This is a genomic window from Neobacillus sp. MER 74, from assembly GCF_023714155.1.
The window spans coordinates 75,854-97,313 of the sequence record NZ_JAMAUV010000004.1; the positions used below are offsets into that span (position 1 = coordinate 75,854).

The following is a 21,460-nucleotide window of genomic DNA, read 5'->3' on the forward strand; positions in this document are numbered from 1 at the left end:
AAACCGTCGTTTATAATTTGTTTGTTGTTAAATAAACGTTGCGTTTTTTAATCTTCAGGAGTGTGATAGATAGAAAAATTGCTATTTACTATTTAATTTAAGGGCTTTGGTAGAAGATTTTGATTTGGGGAATTTAAATACATAACGAATGTTTGTGGAGATTATTTACATTTGTTATAAAAGGGGGAACATGTATGGGAGTGCAATTTCAAGAACAGAAACTACACACGCAGATAGGACAAAAGGCTTCTTACACATCACTGATCCAAACGAGTGATTTTCAAACGCTGGTAAAGAAAAAGAAATCATTTATTTTGCCAATGGCCGTCTTTTTCTGTTTATTCTATTTTGCCTTACCTATTTTAGCCGCTTATACGAAAATATTAAATTATCAGGCAATTGGTCATATCACTTGGGCATGGGTATATGCATTACTGCAATTTGTACTCGTATGGGTATGTGGTTTTGTCTACATTAAGAAATCTGAAAAATTTGATAATTCAGCGGCAGCTATCGTAGCGAAACATAAGGAGGAATTGTATTAATGAGTCTATTGGCATTATCCTTATTCCTGGGAATCATCGCTTTAACATTGGTCATCACCTATCTTTCATCTAAAAGAACAAAAAATGCCCGCGATTTTTACACAGCCGGAGGTGGATTGACGGCATGGCAAAACGGTCTGGCGGTAGCCGGGGATTTTATGTCTGCCGCTTCGTTCTTGGGAATTACAGGAGCTATCGCTTTAGTGGGGTTTGATGGATTTTACATGAGTATTGGAAATCTAGTTGCCTTTTTATTTTTGCTCTATCTGGTTGCTGAGCCACTTCGAAATCTAGGAAAGTACACAATGGCCGACATGATTACGGCACGCTTCAATTCCAAAAAAGTTCGAGGGGTAGCTGCAGTTAACACGCTGGTTATCTCGATCTTTTATATGATTGCTCAGCTTGTTGGGGCAGGCGGACTTATTAAGTTACTGCTTGGAATCGATTATGCGACATCCGTTTTGCTTGTCGGTATCCTGATGACGATTTACGTTATTTTTGGCGGAATGACCGCTACCAGCTGGGTGCAAATTACAAAAGCTATTTTATTGCTCATCGGATCATTTGTTATCACGTTTATTGTGTTTGCTAAATTTGACTTCAGTGTTATGAATATGTTTCAGCATGTCAAGTCCTCAACGCCATTGGGAGAAGCGTTCTTGAATCCAGGAAACAAATACAAAGATGGGTTGGATATGATTTCCTTTAATATGGCACTAGTCTTAGGGGCAGCAGGTTTACCGCATCTTCTTGTCCGTTTCTTTACCGTAAAAGATGCAGCGACCGCACGTAAATCAGTCGTTTATTCCACATGGTTCATTGGCGCGTTTTTTATTATGACCATCTTTTTAGGCTTTGGTGCAGCTGCATTTGTAGGCTTTGAAAATATTGTTGCTGCGAATCCTGCTGGAAACATGGCAGCACCTTTGTTGGCGCAAACGATGGGCGGAGATTTTTTATTTGCTTTTGTTTCTGCCGTTGCTTTTGCTACCATTCTTGCCGTCGTTTCCGGACTTGTGCTCACATCCGCATCTGCGTTTGCTCATGATATTTATGGAGAAATCATTAAAGGCGGAAAAGTAACAGAGAAGCAGCAAGTATTTGTAGCACGTATGGCTTCTATCGGAGTAGCTGTTGTTTCTATTTTACTTGCATTGTCTGCCCAAAAATTAAATGTCGCTTTCTTGTCTGTACTGGCTCTTGGTATTGCTGCTAGTGCAAATCTTCCTGTAATCTTATGCACAATTTACTGGAAGCGCTTTAATTCAACAGGGGCTATTACAGGAATGCTGATTGGATTAATCAGCTCGGTTGTCCTTGTGTTATTGAGCCCGAATGTATGGAGTCCAACGCCGGGAGCTGCCATTTTTACCGGGGATCCTATTTTCCCGATGCTAAATCCAACTATTTACACGGTGCCGCTAGGTTTCCTTGGAGCATATTTCGGAACAGTTCTGTCTAGGGAAAAATCGAATGCAGAAAGCTTTGCAGAGGTTATATATAAATCAAACACGGGGTATGGGATTAGTGCTGCGAAAGACCATTGATATATAGGTACTAGACTTTAAGTTTAAAATAAAGTAAAGGAAGGTGTTACCTTAATCGGTAGCACCTTCATTTTTGTTGTTGTTTTAAGAACGATTCCAGGATGAAATGAAACTGGACATTTAGTGGCGTAGTTTTTCCTTTTTTCTACCCATTGCACCTGGTTTACTTTTTTTCTTCAATAACATCATGTGGAGTGATGCAGCGAAATGAGACGGGTGATGATAAAACGATTGATGTATTTACATTTCCGTAAGGAGCCAGCCGGTCAATAAGCTTGCTTAGATGATCCATCCCTGTAACGGCAGCCTTAAGTAAATAGCTAACTGAGCCAGTTAATCGATGACATTCAATGATGTCAGGGTCATCGATAATCCGCTTCTCAAATTCTGTATAAGATAATAACTTGAGTTCACTTACCTGAATATAAACGATTACATCACGTCCAATGGCTTCGAGAGATACCCGGGCACTGAATCCTTCAATAATTTCCCTATCTTGTAGCCTTTTTAAACGCTCAGTAATGCTTGGACGACTAAGGGATAATTTCTTCGATAATTCACTTAAAGTAATCCGTCCGTCCATTTGAAGAAGTTCAAGCAGACGAATATCTAATTGGTCCATAGAAGTATTCCCCTTTTTAAAAATGAAGTTAAATATTGAAAAACTTATGCAAAATATAATGATTATCACCAAAACTTGTACATTTTGGTATGTTTTTCAATTATATTATAGATTATTATTAAATGGAAGCGTAATCATTCATATTTTTAAACAAATAAAAAGATAAACGATATCCACTGCTAAGCATCTATTTAATTAAATGTAATCGCTGCCAAAGCGAAAAGCAGGCAGCTAGAGATGGTCATTCGAGAAGAAGAGTCAAGCAAGTCGTCGAAAATGAAGGTTCTTCATCATTAACACAGGAAAAGACGTTGTTTTTTCTCTTTTTTTTAAATGATTTTCTACTATAATCACAGTGCTAATGGAGGTAATTTAAATGAACGTGTTAGAACATTCTGTACAAAAAACTGAATCAGTTATTGAAAAAATGCATGAGCATGAGCAAATTGTTTTTTGTAACGACCCGACAACAGGATTGAAAGCGATTATCGCTATCCATAATACAACACTCGGACCTGCATTGGGGGGCTGCCGTATGCGCCCGTATCGTACAATGGATGAGGCCTTGGAAGATGTACTGCGTTTATCTAAAGGGATGACATATAAATGCGCTGCTGCCGATGTCGATTTCGGTGGAGGTAAAGCGGTAATCTTCGGTGATCCTTCAACGGATAAAACACCGGCTATGTTTAGAGCTTTCGGCCAGTTTGTTGATTCTTTAAACGGACGTTTTTACACAGGAACAGATATGGGTACTTCAATGGATGACTTTATCCATGCCTCAAAAGAGACAAATTGCATCGTAGGAATTCCTGAAGCATACGGAGGCGGCGGTGATTCATCCATTCCGACTGCGCTTGGAGTCATTTACGGTATCAAAGCAACGAATAAAGTCGTTTTTGGTTCAGATGATCTTTCCGGAAAGACCTACACTATCCAAGGTCTTGGAAAAGTAGGGTTCAAAGTTGCCGAACAATTGCTTGAATCCGGCGCTGATTTATACGTAAGTGATATTAATGAAGAAGCCATAAAAGCCATTCAAGACCGTGCAAAACAATTAGGAAGCATTGCTCGTGTAGTAAGTGGAAATGATGTGTATTCCGCAGAAGCAGATGTATTTGTTCCATGTGCTTTTGGTGGAATTATTAACGATGAAACGATCGAACGGTTAAAAGTAAAAGCAGTAGCTGGTTCGGCAAACAATCAGCTTCTTACTGAGAAACACGGAGAAGTACTGAAACAAAAAGGAATTTTATATGCTCCAGATTACATTGTAAATGCTGGAGGTCTAATTCAAGTAGCAGATGAACAATATGGCTACAATAAAGAGCGTGTATTATCGAAAACAAAATCCATTTACACATCGTTATTGGAAGTGTACAGACAGGCAGAGTTGGATGATATCACGACCATCCAAGCTGCAAACCGACTATGTGAAAAACGAATAGAAGACAGAAAAAAGCATAATAGCTTTTTCACTCATACCAAACGTCCTAAATGGGATATTCGTAAATAATAATTTCTGTTTATGAGGTGATGACATGTTAACGGAATTTCCAATATTTCAAATTGTTGATGAGTACGGCCAAGTAATAAATGAGGATTACAAAGATAAAATAACTGAAGATCTTGTTAAAAAATTCTACTATAATATGGTTCGCATTCGTACCTTTGATCGAAAAGCCATAAGTTTGCAACGTCAAGGTAGACTTGGAACGTATGCTCCGTTTGAGGGTCAGGAAGCTTCTCAAGTTGGAAGTGCACTTGCGCTTGAAAAAGATGACTGGGTATTCCCTACTTATCGTGACCATGGTGCCACGTTAACGTTTGGAGCCGGCATGGCCCGTACATATTTATATTGGAATGGACGTGTGGAGGGATGCGTGCCTGAAGAAGGGAAAAAGATTTTCCCACCTGCCGTTCCTATTGCAACACAAATCCCGCATGCAGCAGGGGCTGCTATGGCGGAAAAAAGAAAAGGAACGAAAAATGCAGCGATTGCCTATTTTGGAGACGGTGCCACTTCAGAGGGCGATTTCCATGAAGGATTGAATTTTGCCAGTGTGTTTAAAGCTCCAGTTATCTTCTTTAATCAAAATAACGGCTTTGCGATTTCAGTGCCGATTAAAAAACAAATGAATTCAAAAACGATTGCCCAAAAAGCACTCGCTTATGATATGCCGGGTGTCCGTGTCGATGGAAATGATATTTTTGCTGTGTATTTCCAAACGATGGAAGGACTTGACCGTGCCCGTCAAGGTGAAGGCCCAACTTTAATTGAAGCTATGACATGGAGATATGGTGCTCATACAACGGCAGATGACCCAACGAAATATCGCGATCAGTCCGAGAGTGACATCATTCGAGAAAATCGAGATCCTATTCTTCGTGTAGAACGCTATATGAAAGCAAATAACTTCTGGGATGAAGATTGGGTGATGAAGATCAAAGAAGAAATCGCAACCGAAGTCGAACTGGCGGTAAAAGATATGGAAAGCTATCCAAAACCAAATATCAATGACTTATTCGATAATGTATTTGAAAAGCCGACTTGGACAATTGCAAAACAAAAAGAAGAATATTTTCAATTGATCGGGAGGGAAGCCTGATGATTTTAAGTGTAGAAAGACCGGCAGATATCCAAACTGGAAAAACGAACGAACTTACACTCGTTCAAGCCGTAACAGATGGGTTGCGCACGATGTTAAAAGAGGATGAGCAAGTTATTTTACTTGGTGAAGATATCGGTAAAAACGGTGGTGTATTCCGTGCTACCGAGGGGTTGCAAAAAGAATTTGGGGAAGAACGCGTTATTGATACGCCGCTGAGCGAAGCAGGGATTATCGGAACCTCTATCGGAATGGCTGTCAATGGATTCAAACCCGTAGCGGAGATGCAGTTTTTTGGTTTTATTTATCCGGCGTATGAGCAGATCATGACACATGTTTCACGAATTCGTATGCGTACGATGGGAAGCTATACCGTTCCAATGGTCATCCGTGCTCCATACGGTGCCGGCATCCGTGCCCCGGAGGTTCATTCAGACAGTGTGGAAGCGTTGTTTACACATATGCCCGGAATAAAAGTGGTTTGCCCTTCATCTGCATACGATGCAAAGGGTCTGATCATTGCAGCTATCGAAGATCCGGATCCCGTTTTATTTTTAGAGTCCATGAGAATCTACCGTGCTACCCGTGAAGAGGTTCCAGAAGGAAAGTATATAGTTGAAATTGGAAAAGGGAAAAGGCTCAAAGAAGGAAATGACGTTTCTGTTTTTGCATGGGGTGCGATGGTACCGGTAGCCATGAAAGCAGCGGAACAGGCAGAAAAATATGGCATTACTTGTGATGTCATTGATTTAAGGACCCTTTATCCACTTGATAAGGACATTATTGCAGAATCTGTTCAAAAAACCGGACGTGCGGTGATTGTTCATGAAGCCCATGCTACAGGCGGAGTGGGTAATGATATTGTTTCCATTATAAATGATACATCATTTTTGCATATGAAATCTCCGATTGAGCGCGTGACAGGTTTTGATGTACCGGTACCATTATTTGCGCTCGAAGAACATTATTTACCTACACCAAAGCGGGTATTTAACGCAATCGAAAAAGTTATGCATTTTTAGGAGGGGAAAACATTGGTTGAAGTAAAACTTCATGATATTGGTGAAGGGATGACAGAGGGAGAAATTATCCACTATTTCGTCAAAGTGGGGGATTCGGTCAAGGTGGACCAGCCTCTTGTAGAGGTACAAACAGATAAAATGGTAGCTGAGCTTCCTTCCCCAGCTTCAGGGAAAGTAAAGGAAATTGTTGTGGACTATGGTAATACGGTCTCCGTTGGTACCACTCTTCTTGTACTGGAAACAGAAGGAGCAAAAGCGGTTGAGATGGAAGAGAAACATGCAGAAGCAGCTTCTAATAAGGTAGAGGCGTTACAATCACAACCGCAGCAAGTAGCAGTGACTGAGCAAAAAGGAGAAAAAAAATTCATCATCGCGGCGCCTTACACAAGAAAAATTGCACGAGAGTTTCGTGTAGATATTAACGAAGTTACAGGTACTGGTACATTTGGGCGCATCACGGTGGAAGATATATATAACTTTGTTAAAAAACGTGATGAAATCCAATCTTCTAAGGAAATGAAAGCGCCTTCCGCCGACCTGACTAAAGCAAAAGCAGAACCTAAACAAGAGATTCAAAAGCAGGAAGTTCCGAGCATAAATGAAACTAATGCAGAAGTAATTCCGTTTAGAGGCCGTCGAAAGCAAATTGCAAAGAAAATGACCCAGTCACTTTATACGATTCCTCATGTGACACATTTTGAAGAAGCAGATCTTACTGAGCTGCTCACCTATCGAAATGATTTAAAAGAAATGAATATCAATGTTTCGGCTGTAGCTTTCTTTATCAAAGCGATTGCAGTGGCATTAAAACAATTCCCTGTATTTAATGCCAAGCTTGATGAAGAGAATGAAGTAATCCGTTTAGAGAAGGAATATAACATTGGAATTGCCACGGATACGGAAAATGGTTTAATTGTACCTATCATTCATCATGCTGACCGATTATCTGTTCGTCAAATTCATGACAAATTGAAAGAGTTAACGAAAAAAGCGCAAGAGGATAAGCTGACGTCGGCTGAATTAAAAGGAGGAACATTTACCATCAGTAATGTCGGTCCATTAGGAAGTATTGGCGCTACTCCGATTATAAATCATCCGGAAACAGGGTTAATTGCCTTCCATAAGACGAAAAAAATGCCTGTTGTTATGGAAAACGATGAGATTGCGATTCGCTCGATCATGACCATGTCGATGGCGTTTGACCACCGCGTTGCAGACGGTGCAACAGCAGTAGCCTTTACGAACCGCTTTAAACAATTAATTGAAAACCCTAAGTTGTGGCCAATAGAACTTGCATAGTAACCAATAAATCCACTAAACTCCAAGAATATAACTAGTAAGTCCCACAAAGCTCAGGGACAATAGAACACCAAATTAGGAAGACTACTCCACATTATTTTGGTAAAGTATTATCCAATAGATTGGTTGAAGTCTTCCTATCTCAAAAAGCAGATAAGTTGCAGAAACAGATCTCCCGAAAATAAATCGGACCTCACCTGAGGCGTGGGTGCAATCAAATTTCCAAAAAAGAACAACGGCAAAATGTGTAAGCGTTTGCACTAAAGGTTTATCCGGTTGGACAAGTTCGTTACCATCAAGGAAAACCGTTGATAGCTCATTTTGATCTTGTCGTTCTAGTATATTAATTAAAAGAGTTTAGGAGGACTAGTTAATGAAAGATGCATCATTGCAAAAGAAGTTGTTGCCGCGGCATATAAGTATGATGGCCATGGGAGGAGCAATAGGGACAGGGATTTTTAAAGGTAGTGCAGAAACCGTATCAATAGCAGGACCAGGTGTTATCTTTACATATATGTTCGCAGGACTATTGCTTCTTGTTGTTATGGGAGCTATAGCAGAAATGGCCATCGTCTATCCAAACACAAATATGAAAGGCTTTGTTCAGAAAGCATTTGGTAAGCGTGCTTCCTTTGTTATAGGCTGGATGTATTGTTTCATGTGGCTGGCTGTATGTGTGATCGAGATTGTCGTGGCAGGCAGCTTCTTGCAATACTGGTTTCCATCCATTCCTCTTTGGGAATTAAGTTTAGGCTGTGCCGCTTTAGTTATTGGAATTAACATGATGAATGTTAAAAATTATGGGGAATTTGAATTTTGGTTTGCAGGCATTAAAATCACCATGATTATCGTATTTATCATATTAGGAGCAGGTATTCTATTTGGAGTTATCCCAAGCAATCAATCCAACTATCTTCACAATTTTACAGAGCAAGGCGGTTTTTTCCCGAATGGGTGGATGTCAATCTTTACAGCTCTGTTAATCGTAATGTTTTCTTATGGAGGTTCTGAATTAATAGGATTAACAGTCACAGAAGTAAAAGATGCAGAACGGATTTTACCTAAGGTGATTAAAAGTTTTGTTTGGAGAATTATTTTGTTTTACACGCTGCCAATTCTGGTCATTTGTGGTTTAATTCCTTGGAATGAAATTGGCATCAGTCAAGCGAGTCCCTTTGTTCAGGTGTTATCCATGGCCGGCCTGAAGGGGGCAGCTCACCTTATGAACTTTATTTTAATTACAGCTGTCTTATCTGCAGCCAACTCCGGTATATACGGTTGTACACGGATGCTTCATTCCCTAGCGGTTGAAGGGGAAGCTCCAAAGTCTTTCTCTTTTGTATCAAAAAAGGGTGTTCCATTATACAGTTTAATATTAACAGCAATTATATTAGTCGGCGGCTCCATGATTGCCTTTGTTGCGCAGGAAAAGGTATTTACTTTATTAATGGCGGTTCCGGGTTTTGTTGTATCGTTGGTCTGGATTGGTATTTGTCTAGCACATTTAAAACTTCGCAATTCCTATCCTAAAGAACCAAGCTTTAAATTGTGGGGATTCCCATATGTAACTGCGATTACAGTCGTTACGTTAAGCATCATAACAGTTATATTTTTGTTAGATGAACAGAATCGAGTGAGTATTATTACTTGTCTCGTTGTTTTAGCGGTGCTATCTTTGATTTCCATCTTTAAGTTTAAAAATGTGAATGAAAAAGATACCATGATAGTAAAACAGAATAAAGTAGTATAGTCATATCCATAGTTTAGAGAATAGGTGAACAATAAAAAAATGATAGGGGCCATAATGGCTCCTATCATTTTTTACATTTAAAAATATAAATTACTTTACAAAGTAAGTGCATTTTTGTATGCAGACAAATCCTAAATTATAGTACCTTTTGACATTTTACCATTAAAAATTTAAATGGAGGTTTATTTTCCGCATTCTTATGTGGTTCAACAATTTCCGAAAATTCTATCAGTCCATATTTCCCGAAATCTTGTTTAATGGAGTCATCATCATAAAAATACATTTTTACCCCTTTCATGATCTCGAAATAGTCTTTCCCTAGTTGTTTACCCTTTCCAAACATGGGGGCTTCTTTTGAAATAGTAGTAAAAATCATATAACCGTTTGGCTTTAACTGACTATAGCAATCTTTAATTAACTTCTCTCTCTCACGATCATTTAATAAGTGAATAAGTGCATAACAAAATATACCATCATAAAGCTTATTATCAAAGGGCATATCGGTTACTGAACCATGGAATATAGGAATAGTAAGCCCATTTTGCCTTGCCAATTCAATCGCTGTTTTTGAAATCTCAATACCAGTTACATTTATATCGTTGTCCAAAAAAACCTTTGCATTTCTTCCATACCCAATACCAGGAATCAATAGATCCTTTACATTCTTTTCAAGGAAAAAGTCCTTTGTTAAAATTGCGGAGTCTGAGGGTTCGAATCCCCACATCATTTGATTTTGGATAAAACTTGATTCCCAAAATTCCGTCATAACTCAATCTCCTTTACAAATTGCTTAAAAAATCGTTCCTGTTGAAAGATTATAATATCCATGGATACACAAAGCAATTCTAATCATATTTTCTATTAAAGTTTCGATAAAATATCATGAAAGTACTATACTAGAAATTAAAAGAGTTTTTTTAAAATGAGGGATAATTATGGTAAAAAAAGGAAATAAGGTGAGGTATGAGCTTAATCCAACAGGAATTAAGTCTGTGCCAGACAATGAAATTAAAACCATTTTGCGTGGGGCAGATGATTTAATCATGAGTGGCGGCCGGGCTATGCTTGCCAAAATTCTAGCAGGGTCAAAAGATAAAAAGTTATTAGAATTAGGATTGGACTACAGCCCTGTATACGGGGCGTTGAAAGGTAATTCTCAAAAAGAGATTCTCGCAAAAATAGACTGGCTAATTCTTCATCATTATTTAGCTATCAAGTATGACGGCAGACTGCCAATGCTAGTCTATACGGATAAAGGCTGGAACATTGAACGCGAGACCTATGCGGATGAATTATTGGAAAAGCTTATTGATGCTGCTGAAAATAAAAGATATGAATTTGTTGAAACCTTAAAAGACCGGAACCGAAGCTTAATTCTACTATTATTAGAGAAAATCGCAAATTCAGGCAATAAAGATTTAATCACAATCTTGAATGCATGGCAAACGATTGAATTTAAAAAACTTAGGACAAAAATTCAAGAAGTGATCGATTTATTGGAGAAAGTAGAAGAAAAACCGAAGAGAGAAGAAAACCAAGAATTGGTCTCTTTTTCTGCCAATAAAAAATGGCTTTCGATTCCTGTAGAATTCCGGAGGCAATTAGAACGAAATGTTTGGTGTAGTTATTGTTGTGATGTTGTTAAAATTGAGAAATATACTGTTAAAGAATTTTCTGGTGGAATTGTGTTGGAAGGGAAATGTCAAAAGTGTGGTAATGATGTGGCAAGAGTTATTGACTAAGCAGCGGATCGGATAAATTACCTGAATCATTCTATGAGATTGGTTTTTTTGAACTATATGGAATCCCCCCCCAATCCAATTAAGGATTGGGGATTTTTTGGCTTGTTTTTTACTAAAGATGTTTTTCTTTCTAAACTATAAATTCTGAAAATAATTAATATTCAGTATTGATTAAACACTACATCAGCAGTATAATCAAATCATGATGTGGAATGTATTTCGCATTGTGAAACGGAAAGGGTGATCAAATTGTCAAAGCTGCATTTAAATTTTGCGTGTTGGGATTATGACCGAATTCAAGCCTTAACCAATGGCACTGTTCAAGCAAAAGGAATTGATTTAAACTGGCTGAACATGCCGGTTGAAGAAACTTTTTGGAGAATGATGCGCCATCAGGAATTTGATGTATCCGAATTATCGCTATCCTCTTATTTAATTGCTAAAGACCGCGGTTTTCCAAACTTCACGGCAATACCTGTTTTTATGTCTCGAAGTTTCCGTCATTCAGGGATTTATATTAATAAATATTCTGGAATTGAAAAAGCGGAGGACTTAAGAGGAAAACGGGTTGGAATTCCAGAGTACCAGTTGACGGCCTGCCTTTGGATTCGTGGAATATTACAACATGAGTATGGTGTTCATCCGTCCGAAATGAACTGGTTTACAGGTGGACAGGAGACCCCGGGCCGAGTTGAAAAAATAAAACTCTCGTTACCAGACAATATTAATATCCAGCCAATAAATGAAGAACAAACCTTAAATCAAATGCTTGAAGATGGAGAAATAGATGCTTTTATTGCTCCACGAGCTCCATCCTGTTTTTTAAAGGGGTCGCCGAAAGTGCAACGGCTGTTTCCAGACAATGTATCTATCGAAAAAGATTACTATAAACGAACAGGCATCTTCCCAATTATGCATGTTGTTGCTATTAAGGATGAAATTCTGAAAGAGCATCCATGGGTTGCTGCCAATCTTTATTCGGCTTTTGTGGAAGCAAAGCAGAAAGTTTATGACGGATTTAACCAAACAGCAGCTTTAAAAGTAACTTTGCCTTGGTTTGTTTCTGAATGGGAAAATACCCGTCAATTAATGGGAGAAGATTTCTGGCCATATGGGTTGGAGAAAAATCGAAAAACTTTAGAAGCAGCTGTTACGTATTCGTATGAGCAAGGAATGATTAATAATCGATTAAGTGCGGAGGATTTGTTTGCACAATCGACTCTAGAAGCATACACACTATAAACTTAAAGCTTATTTGGCCATAAAGCTAGTCTTTATGTTCAATTAGAGCTGCTGCTACCTTTTTTTGAAAAAATGAATTCAGAAAATAAATAATATTCAGTATTGACTAAGGTTTTCACTGTCAGTATAATAAAAAACATAATAACCACATTATGGAACGCGTTCCGCTATATGGAATTATAACAAACTATGAACGTTCGAAATTTTTACTCAAAAAGATAACTTGGTGGTTTTTATAGACCTCAATGAAAGCGGTTTAATGAAATAATTTTAATCCTTTTGACAAAAAAATTTTAAAAAGGGGAAAGATCATGGGGCAAGTAGATGAAAAAGAGTTAAAGCTTCAAGTAGCAAAAGCAATACGCATGTTAGAAGCGGTTGAACTGCTGGATATGAATGGGCATGTCAGTTGTAGGATTCCAGGTACTGACCGTTTTTTCATTAATTCCCGAAAAGCAAGCAGAGCATCTGTTACAGTGGGTGATATCGTAATGTGTGATTTAAATGGAAAATTGTTAGAGGGAGATTCAGAACCGCCAAGCGAATACCATATTCACACAGAAATCTATAAAAGACGCAGTGACGTATTAAGTGTAATTCACAACCATCCGCATTATCAAACCGTGCTTGGAATAGCAGATGTGGCAATGAAGCCAGTTTTCGGAATCGGATCCTTTGTGGACAACGTACCTGTTTATGAGAAATCAAGTTTAATTAACACCGCGGAATTGGGAGCAGAATTAGCCGAAACAATCGGTAAGGAAATTTCTGTTCAGCTGCGTAATCACGGAACGGTTGTTGCCGCTGAAAGTGTAAAGGCGGCTTTCGCTCGATCAGTATTTATTGAAGAAAATGCAAAAAAACAATATGATGCTTTGCTCTTGGGACGAGAGATTAGGGTGCTAACCGGAGATAATCTAGTCCGAACAAGAGAGACAGCCTGGCAGCCAAGTATTATTGAGAAAGTATGGACCTACCATGAACAAAGGGCATTAAAACAAGGCATCTTAGAAGGTATTAATGAACAATCACCACAAACAATGATGTCTAAATAGGTAAGGGGTAAATCTTATGATTATGAATAATAGGAGGGCATTTAGATGTTAAGTCAAGAACAAAACGAGTTGTTAACTAGTGTTGGACCCGATACACCAATGGGAAATTTAATGCGCCGCTATTGGATTCCAGTCGCTGCAGTGAGTGAACTAGAAAACAAGCCAACAAAAAAAGTCAGAGTTTTATGTGAAGATTTGGTTCTTTACCGTGACCTGTCTGGCAATCTAGGTTTAATTGACGAGAGATGTCCTCATAGAAAAGTATCTTTAGTATATGGAATGCCTCAAAAAGAGGGATTGCGCTGCCAGTATCATGGATGGTGCTTTAATCAAAAAGGGCAATGTACGGAGCAGCCAAATGAACCAGATACCAGTACCTTTAAAGACCGGATTAAAACAAAATCATATCCGGTTGAGGAAATGGGTGGACTCATTTTTGCTTATCTCGGTCCAGCACCGGCACCATTGCTTCCACGTTTTGACGGCTTTGTCGTCGAGCATGCTGTGCGTATGATTGGCAGCGCGGTTATCCCTTGTAACTGGCTGCAAATTATGGAAAATTCACTTGACCCCGTCCATACTGAGTGGCTCCATGGTCATTATCATGCTTATGTAACAGGTTTAAAAGGAGAAACACAGGAAGTGGCCTTCCAACGCAAGCATAACAAAATTGCTTTTGATCCATTTGAATATGGCGTTGTTAAAAGGAGATTGCTAGAAGGACAGTCAGAAGACAGTGATGATTGGCGCATCGGACATCCAGTCGTATTTCCTTTTATGCTGGCGGTTGGCAGTGGCGGTCTTGGGTCTTATCAATTCCAGATCCGAGTTCCGATTGATGATGAAACCACATGGCATATCTGGTATATGGCGTATGCACCAGGACTTGATGTAGAAATTCCTGATCATTTAAAAGAAATTCCATTATATGATGTTCCTTACAGAGATGAAAACGGCGAATTTATTACCGATTACATTGATGGACAGGATATTATGTGCTGGATTACGCAGGGGACAATCGCAGACCGAACGGAAGAACGTTTGGGGACTACGGATAAGGGGATCATTTTCTATCGGCAAATGCTTAAAAAGGAAATTGAAAAAGTGGCACAGGGGGAAGACCCGATTGGAACGATTCGGAATGAGGCGGATAACCATATCATCGTCCTGCCGTTGGAGAGAAAAAAGCATCATTTCAGTGACGGCTTTGAAAGTGTATTTAAGAGATTCCAGACGCGTTTCTCACCAATTATTGACGATGTAGTCGCTTTATTTGACAAAGTGGGGGTTAAGTAATAATGACATATATGCTGCGGGGGAAAGACAAACCATTTGTCGATTCCTCCCTAATCCAAAAGGGTGAGAGAGACACTACATTTGCCCCAACAGTCAATTACTGCAGCCATTGCGGTCAGTCGATGAGCGACTCGCGCAGTTTCATTACGGAATATTGGAGATCAGAGCAAAATGTATATTTTTGCTGGTGCCATTCTTGCGGGTACCTTTGGGAGTCAGCAGAGGTAAAGCAACTGACAACAATGGAGCTGGAAGAAGAAGATTAAGGTTTTTTTGGATACGCCTTGGAAGGTGTAATCCTCTATATGTTTTTGAAAGCGATTCCAGTAATAAGGACTGAGAACCAAAAAACAGGGGGCGAAATCGTGAAAAATACTAAATTTTCTAAATGGGGTCTTACAATCATTGGCTGTACGTTGTTAACTGGAATGGTGGCATGTTCCAACGGTGAGTCGACTCAAAAATCAAACTCTTCACCAGCTGCAAATACTGGAACTGTGAAAAGCCAGCCAGTTGATAAAACAGACACCAATGCCATAAAAGTGACATTGGCTGGCGGTTCAGTAGGCGGTTTTTGGTCCGGTCTTGGTCAAGTTGTTTCCAAATCATTCGCTGACAGTTATCCGGGATCAGCGGCAACCTATGAACCAGGGAGCGGTGCTGGAAATATTAAGTTAGTCGATGAGGGACAAGTTGAGCTTGGGCTTATTCAAGATGTGGAAGGGATTGCAGCAATCAAAGGGTTACCACCGTTTGCCCAGAAATATGAAAATATGCACGCGATTGGAAGTATCTACCAAAATGCATCCATGCAGATATCCGTCCGTGATGCCTTTGCGAAAAAGTACAAAGTTAAAAGTTTGAAGGAAATAGCTGAGAAAAAAGTACCTGCAAGGATTGCGATTAATCAACAAGGAAACCTGAACTCCTTGGCAGCCAATACAGCACTTGAAGCAAACGGAATTACAGATAAAAAATTGAAAGATTGGGGAGGATCCCTCACATGGGAAGGCAGTTCACAGCGTTGGGAAGCAATGGGAAGTAACCGAATGGATATTACGATTGACTTTGTTTTTGCTCCAGACGCGAAAGTCCAAGAAAATGCGGTTCAGACTGACCTTCAGCTTTGGTCTGTTAATCAGGATACCATCGATACTCTAGGCAAAGAGTGGAAGTTAAATGCATACACCATTCCAAAAGGAACCTATCAATTTCAGAAGGAAGATGTACAAACAGTGGGAATCAACGGGATTATTTTAGTCAGCGACAAAGTCAGTGCTACCGATCAATACAAGATGGCCAAGTCATTAGTTGACAACTTAAAGAACATTCAAGCTCTACACCCGGCTGTGAAAAACATGACAGCAGAAAATCTGGCAGATACTGGAGCGATTCCATTAGCTCCAGGAGCAGAAGCATTCTATAAAGAAATTGGGGCTATTAAGTAATTTCTAATATCTGACCATTTGCATGAACCGAGGAAGGTGGGAGTTAATTGGGTTCTCAAAAAGTTGAAAAAGAAATGGGACTATTCCGGGCATTTTTTAAGGAAGGCAACCGAAGAGTCCTAACCGGTTTCTTTCGTAAAATGATTTTAACGATGGCTATTATTTTGACTATCTTTGAAGTATGGCTTGGGGCAATTGGAACAATGGATCTATACCAATATACCACCGTATTTTATCCTTTAGTTTTAACCGCTGCCTTCCTGCAATTTAGTTCGACGAAGAGAGTGAAAGGGCAGAAGCCAACATGGCTGGATATTTTTATGGCTGCAATGTCACTTGGTATTGGTGTTTACTTCTTAATGAATATTGAACTTTATTTGAAGCGTATCCCATTATTTAATCCGTTAACCCCGTTAGAAATGGCAATAGGAATTGCGACGGTACTATTAACACTCGAAGCAACAAGACGGACATTGGGTTTTACACTTACTTCTGTTGTCCTCGTTATTTTAGCCTACGTTTTTTGGGGGCAGTATATTCCTGGCGCGTATTCTCATCGCGTAATAGACTATAATCACTTTTTAGATGATATGGTCTACACAACGAATGGAGTTTTTGGTACGCCGCTTGGCGTGGCAGCAACCTATGTTTTTCTATTTGTTTTGTTTGGCGCGTTTTTTACTGCAGCTGGAGGGGGAGAGTTTTTCTTCCGTTTAGCGGCAACCATTTCAGGCAGAAGTGTTGGCGGACCTGCCAAAATTACGGTTATCACATCCGGAATGTTTGGGATGATATCTGGCAGTCCGACTGCAGATGTGTTAACCACAGGATCGATTAATATTCCTACGATGAAAAAGATGGGTTATTCACCCGTATTTGCTGGAGGAGTGGAATCAGCCGCTTCCACAGGTGGCAGCATTTTGCCGCCGATCATGGGTTCCGCTGCCTTTTTGATGTCTGAATATGCAGGAATCAGCTATGGTGCAATCGTGATAGCGGCGACAGTTCCTGCTTTACTCTACTATTTAGGAATCTTTTTACAGGTGCATTTCCGTTCCATCAAACAAAATATGCCTACGTTAAAAGAGGAAGAGATCCCCAAAATAAGCGATGTGTTTAAAGAAGGCTGGATCTACCTAGTTCCTCTCGTATTCTTGGTAATTGGCATTATGAACGGAATGACCGCTTCCTTGGCTGCTGTATTGGCAACGGCAATTGTCATTGTGTGCAGCTGGTTAAAACCAGAATATCGGATCGGGTATAAAAAATTGATCCTAGTTTTTGAAGAAGTGATTGAACGAATGGTCCCTGTGACCATGGCTTGTGCAGCAGCTGGAATACTGATTGATGGAATTATGCTGACAGGTCTTGCCTCCAAGTTTGGAACATTAATTTTCTCGCTAACAGCTGGAAGTCTATTCTTAACATTAGTAGCCACGGCAGTTTTATGTGTTATTTTTGGAATGGGGATGCCTGTTTCTTCTGCTTATATCTTGACGGCAGTGTTAGCGGCACCATTATTGATCAATATGGATATACCTGCGTTGAACGCCCATCTATTTATCGTGTACTACTCCTGCTTATCGGCTATCACTCCTCCTGTGGCAGTGGCGGCATTTGCAGCTTCAAGTATCGCACAGGCGGACCCGGTAAAAATTGGTCTGAATGCTTGTAAACTAGCGATTGTCGCTTTTATTTTACCGTTTATTTTTGTCTATGATCCAGGAATCCTTTTAAAAGGTACATGGTGGGATATCGCTTCCAGTATCGTACTGTCAGTGATTGGCGTTATTGCGATTGCTGCTGCTGTGGAAGGCTGGTATAAAGCAAGAATGAACAAGTTGGAACAAGTGATCTTATTAGTGGGCGGCATCTTACTAATTGCACCGGGGGTGATTAGTGACGTAATAGGACTCATTATTACTGTAACGATTATAAGTCTGAATCGAATAAAAGCCAAGAAGAGCCTAAACCCAGATAAGAATACAGAGGATGTCAATATTCTTGAAGCATAAGCGGTAATATGTGTCTCCAGATTAAAACCTGGAGACTTTTTATGATAAGGAGGCTTGAAATGAGTGAAGTGAAACAATATTGTTGGCATGATGTGATAGATTCTGACACGAGGGATATTTATCAATCATATGAACGGGTAACGTTCATTGGAATGAAGCCTGCTGTGCTTCTGATCGATCTTTATAATCTGGTCTACGAAGGTGGTTCTTTGCCTGTAAAAGATGTGGTGAAAAAGTATCCAAGTTCGTGCGGGATTCATGCTTGGAATGCCATTGAGCCAACAAAACAATTGATTTCATTGGCTAGAAGTCATCAAATACCATTGATTTACTCCACACAAGGTACAAATCGCATTCAAGCAACAAATAGGCAGCGAAATGTTGTACATGATAACTCTTATGAAATACATGAAGCTTTCCAACCAGCACCAACCGATATTATCATTCAAAAGGAACGCGCCAGTTGTTTTTTTGGAACTCCATTGATCGCTTACCTAACTAGGATGGACATTGATTCTTTAATTATTTGCGGTGAAAGCACAAGTGGATGTGTTCGAGCTACGGCTGTAGATGCTTATTCTTACGGATTTCATCCGGTTATAGTAGAAGAATGTACATTTGACCGTAGTATTATTTCTCATAAAGTAAGCTTGTTTGACCTTCACCATAAATATGCAGATGTTATGAGCCTTGGTGAGGTGAAAGGGCATCTTGATTTAAGATTGAGTGCGTTCTAAAAATCAGTCGAACCTAGTTCACTCTTTATATATTAAACTACTGTGGTAATGATAATCCACAGCTCTGGTCCTAAAAGGGTTTTTGATTGATTACCCGTTCATTTCCAAAAGCAGTAGTAACTCTTACCCATAAAAACATGATAAACTATTATGTATATATAGTTTAATTTAGGTATTTTCTTGCGTAGGAGGTAAGTGTTGGTACATATTGGTTTTAGAGACGGAGGAGTTTTGATGAAAGAATCAATTCAAACAGTACAATCTGTGGAAAGAGCTTTGAGAATTATGGAATGTTTTACACTTGAAAATCCGCAAAAATCATTAGGTGAACTGGCCGCCGAAACAAATTTGTCAAAAAGCACCATTTATCGCTTGCTTGCTACACTGGCGATATGCGGCTACATAAAACAGGATAAACAAACCCAAAAATACAGTTTAGGGTTTAAGCTATTTAATTTAGGTGCTGTGGTGAGTGGAAATATGTCTTTAAGGGACACAGCATTACCGTTTATGAAAAGGCTATCTCAAGAATTGTCAGAAACAATTGATCTAAATATTATTGAAGCAGATCAACGAGTGTGCATTGAAATGGTGGAAAGTTCAGAGGAAATTCGTAATATTGTCAAAGTTGGCCAGCGTAATGTTTTATGGACAGGGGCTTCCGGTAAAATCCTGCTAGCAAACCTGGAGGAAACCGAACGTAAGAGAATTATTGCCGATGCGAAAAAGCTTAATCAATTGCCTATAGAGGAAATCGTATTAGAAAATGAGCTTGAGATTATTCGCAAACAAGGATTCGTTCTCTCTATTGATGATCGACTTAAAGGTTCATTTGCGATTGCTTCACCCGTTTTCGATCATACTAGAAGACTTATTGGTGGATTAACAGCAGCTGGGCCAATCCATCGATTATCAGAAGATCGAAAGCCATTTATTATTAAGCAAGTTATGTATACTGCTTACAAGATTTCAGAATCCATGGGAGACAGTGGTGCGCAAAGTCGCTTCAACATGCAAATAACACAGTAATTAACGATAAAAAACTGTACGGATACAAAGTTAGATTGGTATTCGTGCAGTTTTATTTTATTTTCAGAATATTTATAACAATCATTGAAAACAAAATCAAAAAAATGCTATAATTTTCTTAAGTTAATAAAGTGGAATGCGTTCCGTATTGTGAAAAAAGATGAAAAAGTTATCAACTAATCACAAATGAAAGGAATGATATAATGATGAATTTTCAAGATCATCCGTATTTGCTCCGCATAGGGATTGTCGGATTGGGAAATGCGGGTAGTGCCCTGCTTCCAAGTATTGCAAAACACCCAAATGTAAAGGTTACAGCAGCAAGCGGTAGAAATGAAGAACGGTTGAAGAAGTTTGCTGGGGATTATCAGGCTGAGTATTACTTGAGTGTAGAGGACTTATGTCAAAGTGAGCAGGTTGATGCTGTTTACATAGCAAGTCCGACGGAATTTCATGTAGAACATGTGAGAATTGCAACGCAATATAAAAAACATATTATTGTTGAAAAGCCTTTAGCAGTATCAGTTGAAGAGGCTGATTTGCTTATTCAGGCTGCTGAACAGGCGGGGATTCATATGATCGTCGGACATTCGTTTAGTTTTGAACCGCCTATACGAAAGATAAGAGAAATTATTGAAAAAGGTACGCTTGGGAAGGTGCGGATGATTAACAATTGGTATTATAATGACTGGATGTACCGTCCGCGTACACCTGAAGAGCTAGATACAGAGCTCGGTGGTGGTGTAACCTACCGACAAGGTTCTCACCAGTTTGATGTTATTCGATATATTGGCGGAGGTATGCTTAGAAGTGTCCGTGCAATGGCTGGCCGGTGGGATGAATCTCGTCCGACAGAAGGGGCCCATGCAGCCTTTTTAGAATTTGAAGATGGTACTGCAGCAACTGCTGTTTATAATGGATATGATCATTTTTTAACTACGGAACTTACGTTTGGAATTGGTGAAGGTGGTCCATCACAAAGGGATCAAGGCTACGGGTCTTCTCGTAAAGCTATTCAGCAATTGAGCAGCAGTGAGGAGGAAAGGAGGTTAAAAAGTCTAAAAGGATACGGTGGAAAACATGCAAAAAACTATGATCAAGAAAAAGCTCATCAGCCGTTTTTTGGATTAACGGTTGTTAGTTGTGAGCGGGGCGACATCCGTCAATCACCGAATGGGTTGTACGTTTACGGAGAAAGCGATAAAGTGGAGATTCAGCTTGGGAATGAAACCGGGCGGGATGTAATGATTGCCGAGCTATATGATGCGGTTGCCTTTGATAAACCTCCTATTCATGATGGTAAATGGGGCAAAGCAAATTTAGAAGTTTGTCAAGCAGTCCTGAAATCTGCCAGGGAACGCAAGGAAATTTACCTGAAGCATCAAGTAGCTATTAACTCATCTAAGCAAATAGTGAGAAATAAATATTGATAAAAATTTGGAAAAGGGTGCAAGACGAGCTTCAACACACCAGGTGTTGAAGCTTGTTATCCTTTATAT

19 protein-coding genes are annotated in these 21,460 nt (G+C 39.4%); 17 read left to right on the forward strand and 2 right to left on the reverse strand.

Annotation, left to right across the window (positions count from 1 at the left end):
* Window positions 1–194 precede the first annotated feature (194 nt).
* Both M3610_RS08950 and M3610_RS08955 read left to right on the forward strand, forming a co-directional pair.
* Window positions 195–545 (forward strand): DUF485 domain-containing protein, encoded by a 351-nt coding sequence (locus M3610_RS08950; RefSeq protein WP_251458512.1) that lies wholly within the window; start codon window positions 195–197, stop codon window positions 543–545.
* The gene (locus M3610_RS08955) at window positions 545–2,095 is read left to right on the forward strand and encodes a solute symporter family protein (protein ID WP_251458514.1); all 1,551 of its coding nucleotides are present in this window, start codon (window positions 545–547) and stop codon (window positions 2,093–2,095) included. Before M3610_RS08950 ends, M3610_RS08955 begins: the two co-directional genes overlap by 1 nt.
* A 163-nt stretch (window positions 2,096–2,258) precedes the next feature.
* On the opposite strand, the gene M3610_RS08960 is transcribed toward M3610_RS08955, so the two are convergent.
* Complete coding sequence (locus tag M3610_RS08960) at window positions 2,259–2,717, reverse strand: Lrp/AsnC family transcriptional regulator (protein ID WP_251458515.1); 459 nt, start codon at window positions 2,715–2,717, stop codon at window positions 2,259–2,261.
* Window positions 2,718–3,093: 376 nt separating this feature from the next.
* Here M3610_RS08960 and M3610_RS08965 point away from each other — a divergent pair, with 376 nt between their 5' ends.
* The 5 genes from M3610_RS08965 to M3610_RS08985 all read left to right on the forward strand — a co-directional run bounded on the left by M3610_RS08965 (window position 3,094) and on the right by M3610_RS08985 (window position 9,397).
* Window positions 3,094–4,233 carry a Leu/Phe/Val dehydrogenase gene (locus tag M3610_RS08965; protein ID WP_251458517.1) on the forward strand — a complete coding sequence of 380 codons (1,140 nt, stop codon included), beginning with the start codon at window positions 3,094–3,096 and terminating at the stop codon, window positions 4,231–4,233.
* Window positions 4,234–4,258: 25 nt separating this feature from the next.
* Complete coding sequence (gene pdhA, locus M3610_RS08970) at window positions 4,259–5,326, forward strand: pyruvate dehydrogenase (acetyl-transferring) E1 component subunit alpha (protein ID WP_251458519.1); 1,068 nt, start codon at window positions 4,259–4,261, stop codon at window positions 5,324–5,326.
* Window positions 5,326–6,348 carry an alpha-ketoacid dehydrogenase subunit beta gene (locus M3610_RS08975; protein WP_251458521.1) on the forward strand — a complete coding sequence of 341 codons (1,023 nt, stop codon included), beginning with the start codon at window positions 5,326–5,328 and terminating at the stop codon, window positions 6,346–6,348. Before pdhA ends, M3610_RS08975 begins: the two co-directional genes overlap by 1 nt.
* 12 nt (window positions 6,349–6,360) lie before the next feature.
* Entirely contained in the window at window positions 6,361–7,647 is a 1,287-nt protein-coding gene (locus M3610_RS08980; protein ID WP_251458524.1) for a dihydrolipoamide acetyltransferase family protein, read from the forward strand.
* A gap of 373 nt (window positions 7,648–8,020) precedes the next feature.
* A complete protein-coding gene (locus M3610_RS08985) occupies window positions 8,021–9,397 on the forward strand; it encodes an amino acid permease (protein ID WP_251458526.1) in 1,377 nt (458 codons plus the stop codon).
* 136 nt (window positions 9,398–9,533) lie between these two features.
* Here M3610_RS08985 and M3610_RS08990 read toward each other — a convergent pair whose 3' ends face one another.
* Entirely contained in the window at window positions 9,534–10,163 is a 630-nt protein-coding gene (locus M3610_RS08990) for a class I SAM-dependent methyltransferase (RefSeq protein WP_251458528.1), read from the reverse strand.
* Between the two features lie 169 nt (window positions 10,164–10,332).
* On the opposite strand from M3610_RS08990, the gene M3610_RS08995 reads away from it, so the two are divergent.
* The 10 genes from M3610_RS08995 (at window position 10,333) to M3610_RS09040 (ending at window position 21,391) form a co-directional block, all read left to right on the forward strand.
* On the forward strand, window positions 10,333–11,139 hold the full coding sequence (locus M3610_RS08995) for an RQC domain-containing protein (protein ID WP_251458531.1): 807 nt from the start codon (window positions 10,333–10,335) through the stop codon (window positions 11,137–11,139).
* A gap of 240 nt (window positions 11,140–11,379) precedes the next feature.
* Window positions 11,380–12,381, forward strand: a complete 1,002-nt coding sequence (locus M3610_RS09000) for a PhnD/SsuA/transferrin family substrate-binding protein (RefSeq protein ID WP_251458534.1) — start codon at window positions 11,380–11,382, stop codon at window positions 12,379–12,381.
* Window positions 12,382–12,692: 311 nt separating this feature from the next.
* Window positions 12,693–13,436, forward strand: coding sequence for a class II aldolase/adducin family protein (locus M3610_RS09005; RefSeq protein ID WP_251458537.1), 744 nt, complete (start codon window positions 12,693–12,695; stop codon window positions 13,434–13,436).
* 45 nt (window positions 13,437–13,481) lie between these two features.
* The gene (locus tag M3610_RS09010) at window positions 13,482–14,732 is read left to right on the forward strand and encodes an aromatic ring-hydroxylating dioxygenase subunit alpha (protein WP_251458540.1); all 1,251 of its coding nucleotides are present in this window, start codon (window positions 13,482–13,484) and stop codon (window positions 14,730–14,732) included.
* A 2-nt stretch (window positions 14,733–14,734) separates the two neighbouring features.
* A complete protein-coding gene (locus M3610_RS09015; protein ID WP_251458543.1) occupies window positions 14,735–14,998 on the forward strand; it encodes a hypothetical protein in 264 nt (87 codons plus the stop codon).
* A gap of 99 nt (window positions 14,999–15,097) precedes the next feature.
* Window positions 15,098–16,180, forward strand: coding sequence for a TAXI family TRAP transporter solute-binding subunit (locus tag M3610_RS09020; protein WP_251458545.1), 1,083 nt, complete (start codon window positions 15,098–15,100; stop codon window positions 16,178–16,180).
* Window positions 16,181–16,227: 47 nt separating this feature from the next.
* On the forward strand, window positions 16,228–18,195 hold the full coding sequence (locus M3610_RS09025) for a TRAP transporter permease (protein ID WP_251458548.1): 1,968 nt from the start codon (window positions 16,228–16,230) through the stop codon (window positions 18,193–18,195).
* 59 nt (window positions 18,196–18,254) lie between these two features.
* Complete coding sequence (locus M3610_RS09030; protein ID WP_251458551.1) at window positions 18,255–18,932, forward strand: isochorismatase family protein; 678 nt, start codon at window positions 18,255–18,257, stop codon at window positions 18,930–18,932.
* Between the two features lie 198 nt (window positions 18,933–19,130).
* Window positions 19,131–19,961, forward strand: coding sequence for an IclR family transcriptional regulator (locus M3610_RS09035; RefSeq protein ID WP_251458553.1), 831 nt, complete (start codon window positions 19,131–19,133; stop codon window positions 19,959–19,961).
* Between the two features lie 203 nt (window positions 19,962–20,164).
* Window positions 20,165–21,391 carry a Gfo/Idh/MocA family protein gene (locus M3610_RS09040; protein WP_251458555.1) on the forward strand — a complete coding sequence of 409 codons (1,227 nt, stop codon included), beginning with the start codon at window positions 20,165–20,167 and terminating at the stop codon, window positions 21,389–21,391.
* Window positions 21,392–21,460 lie beyond the last annotated feature (69 nt).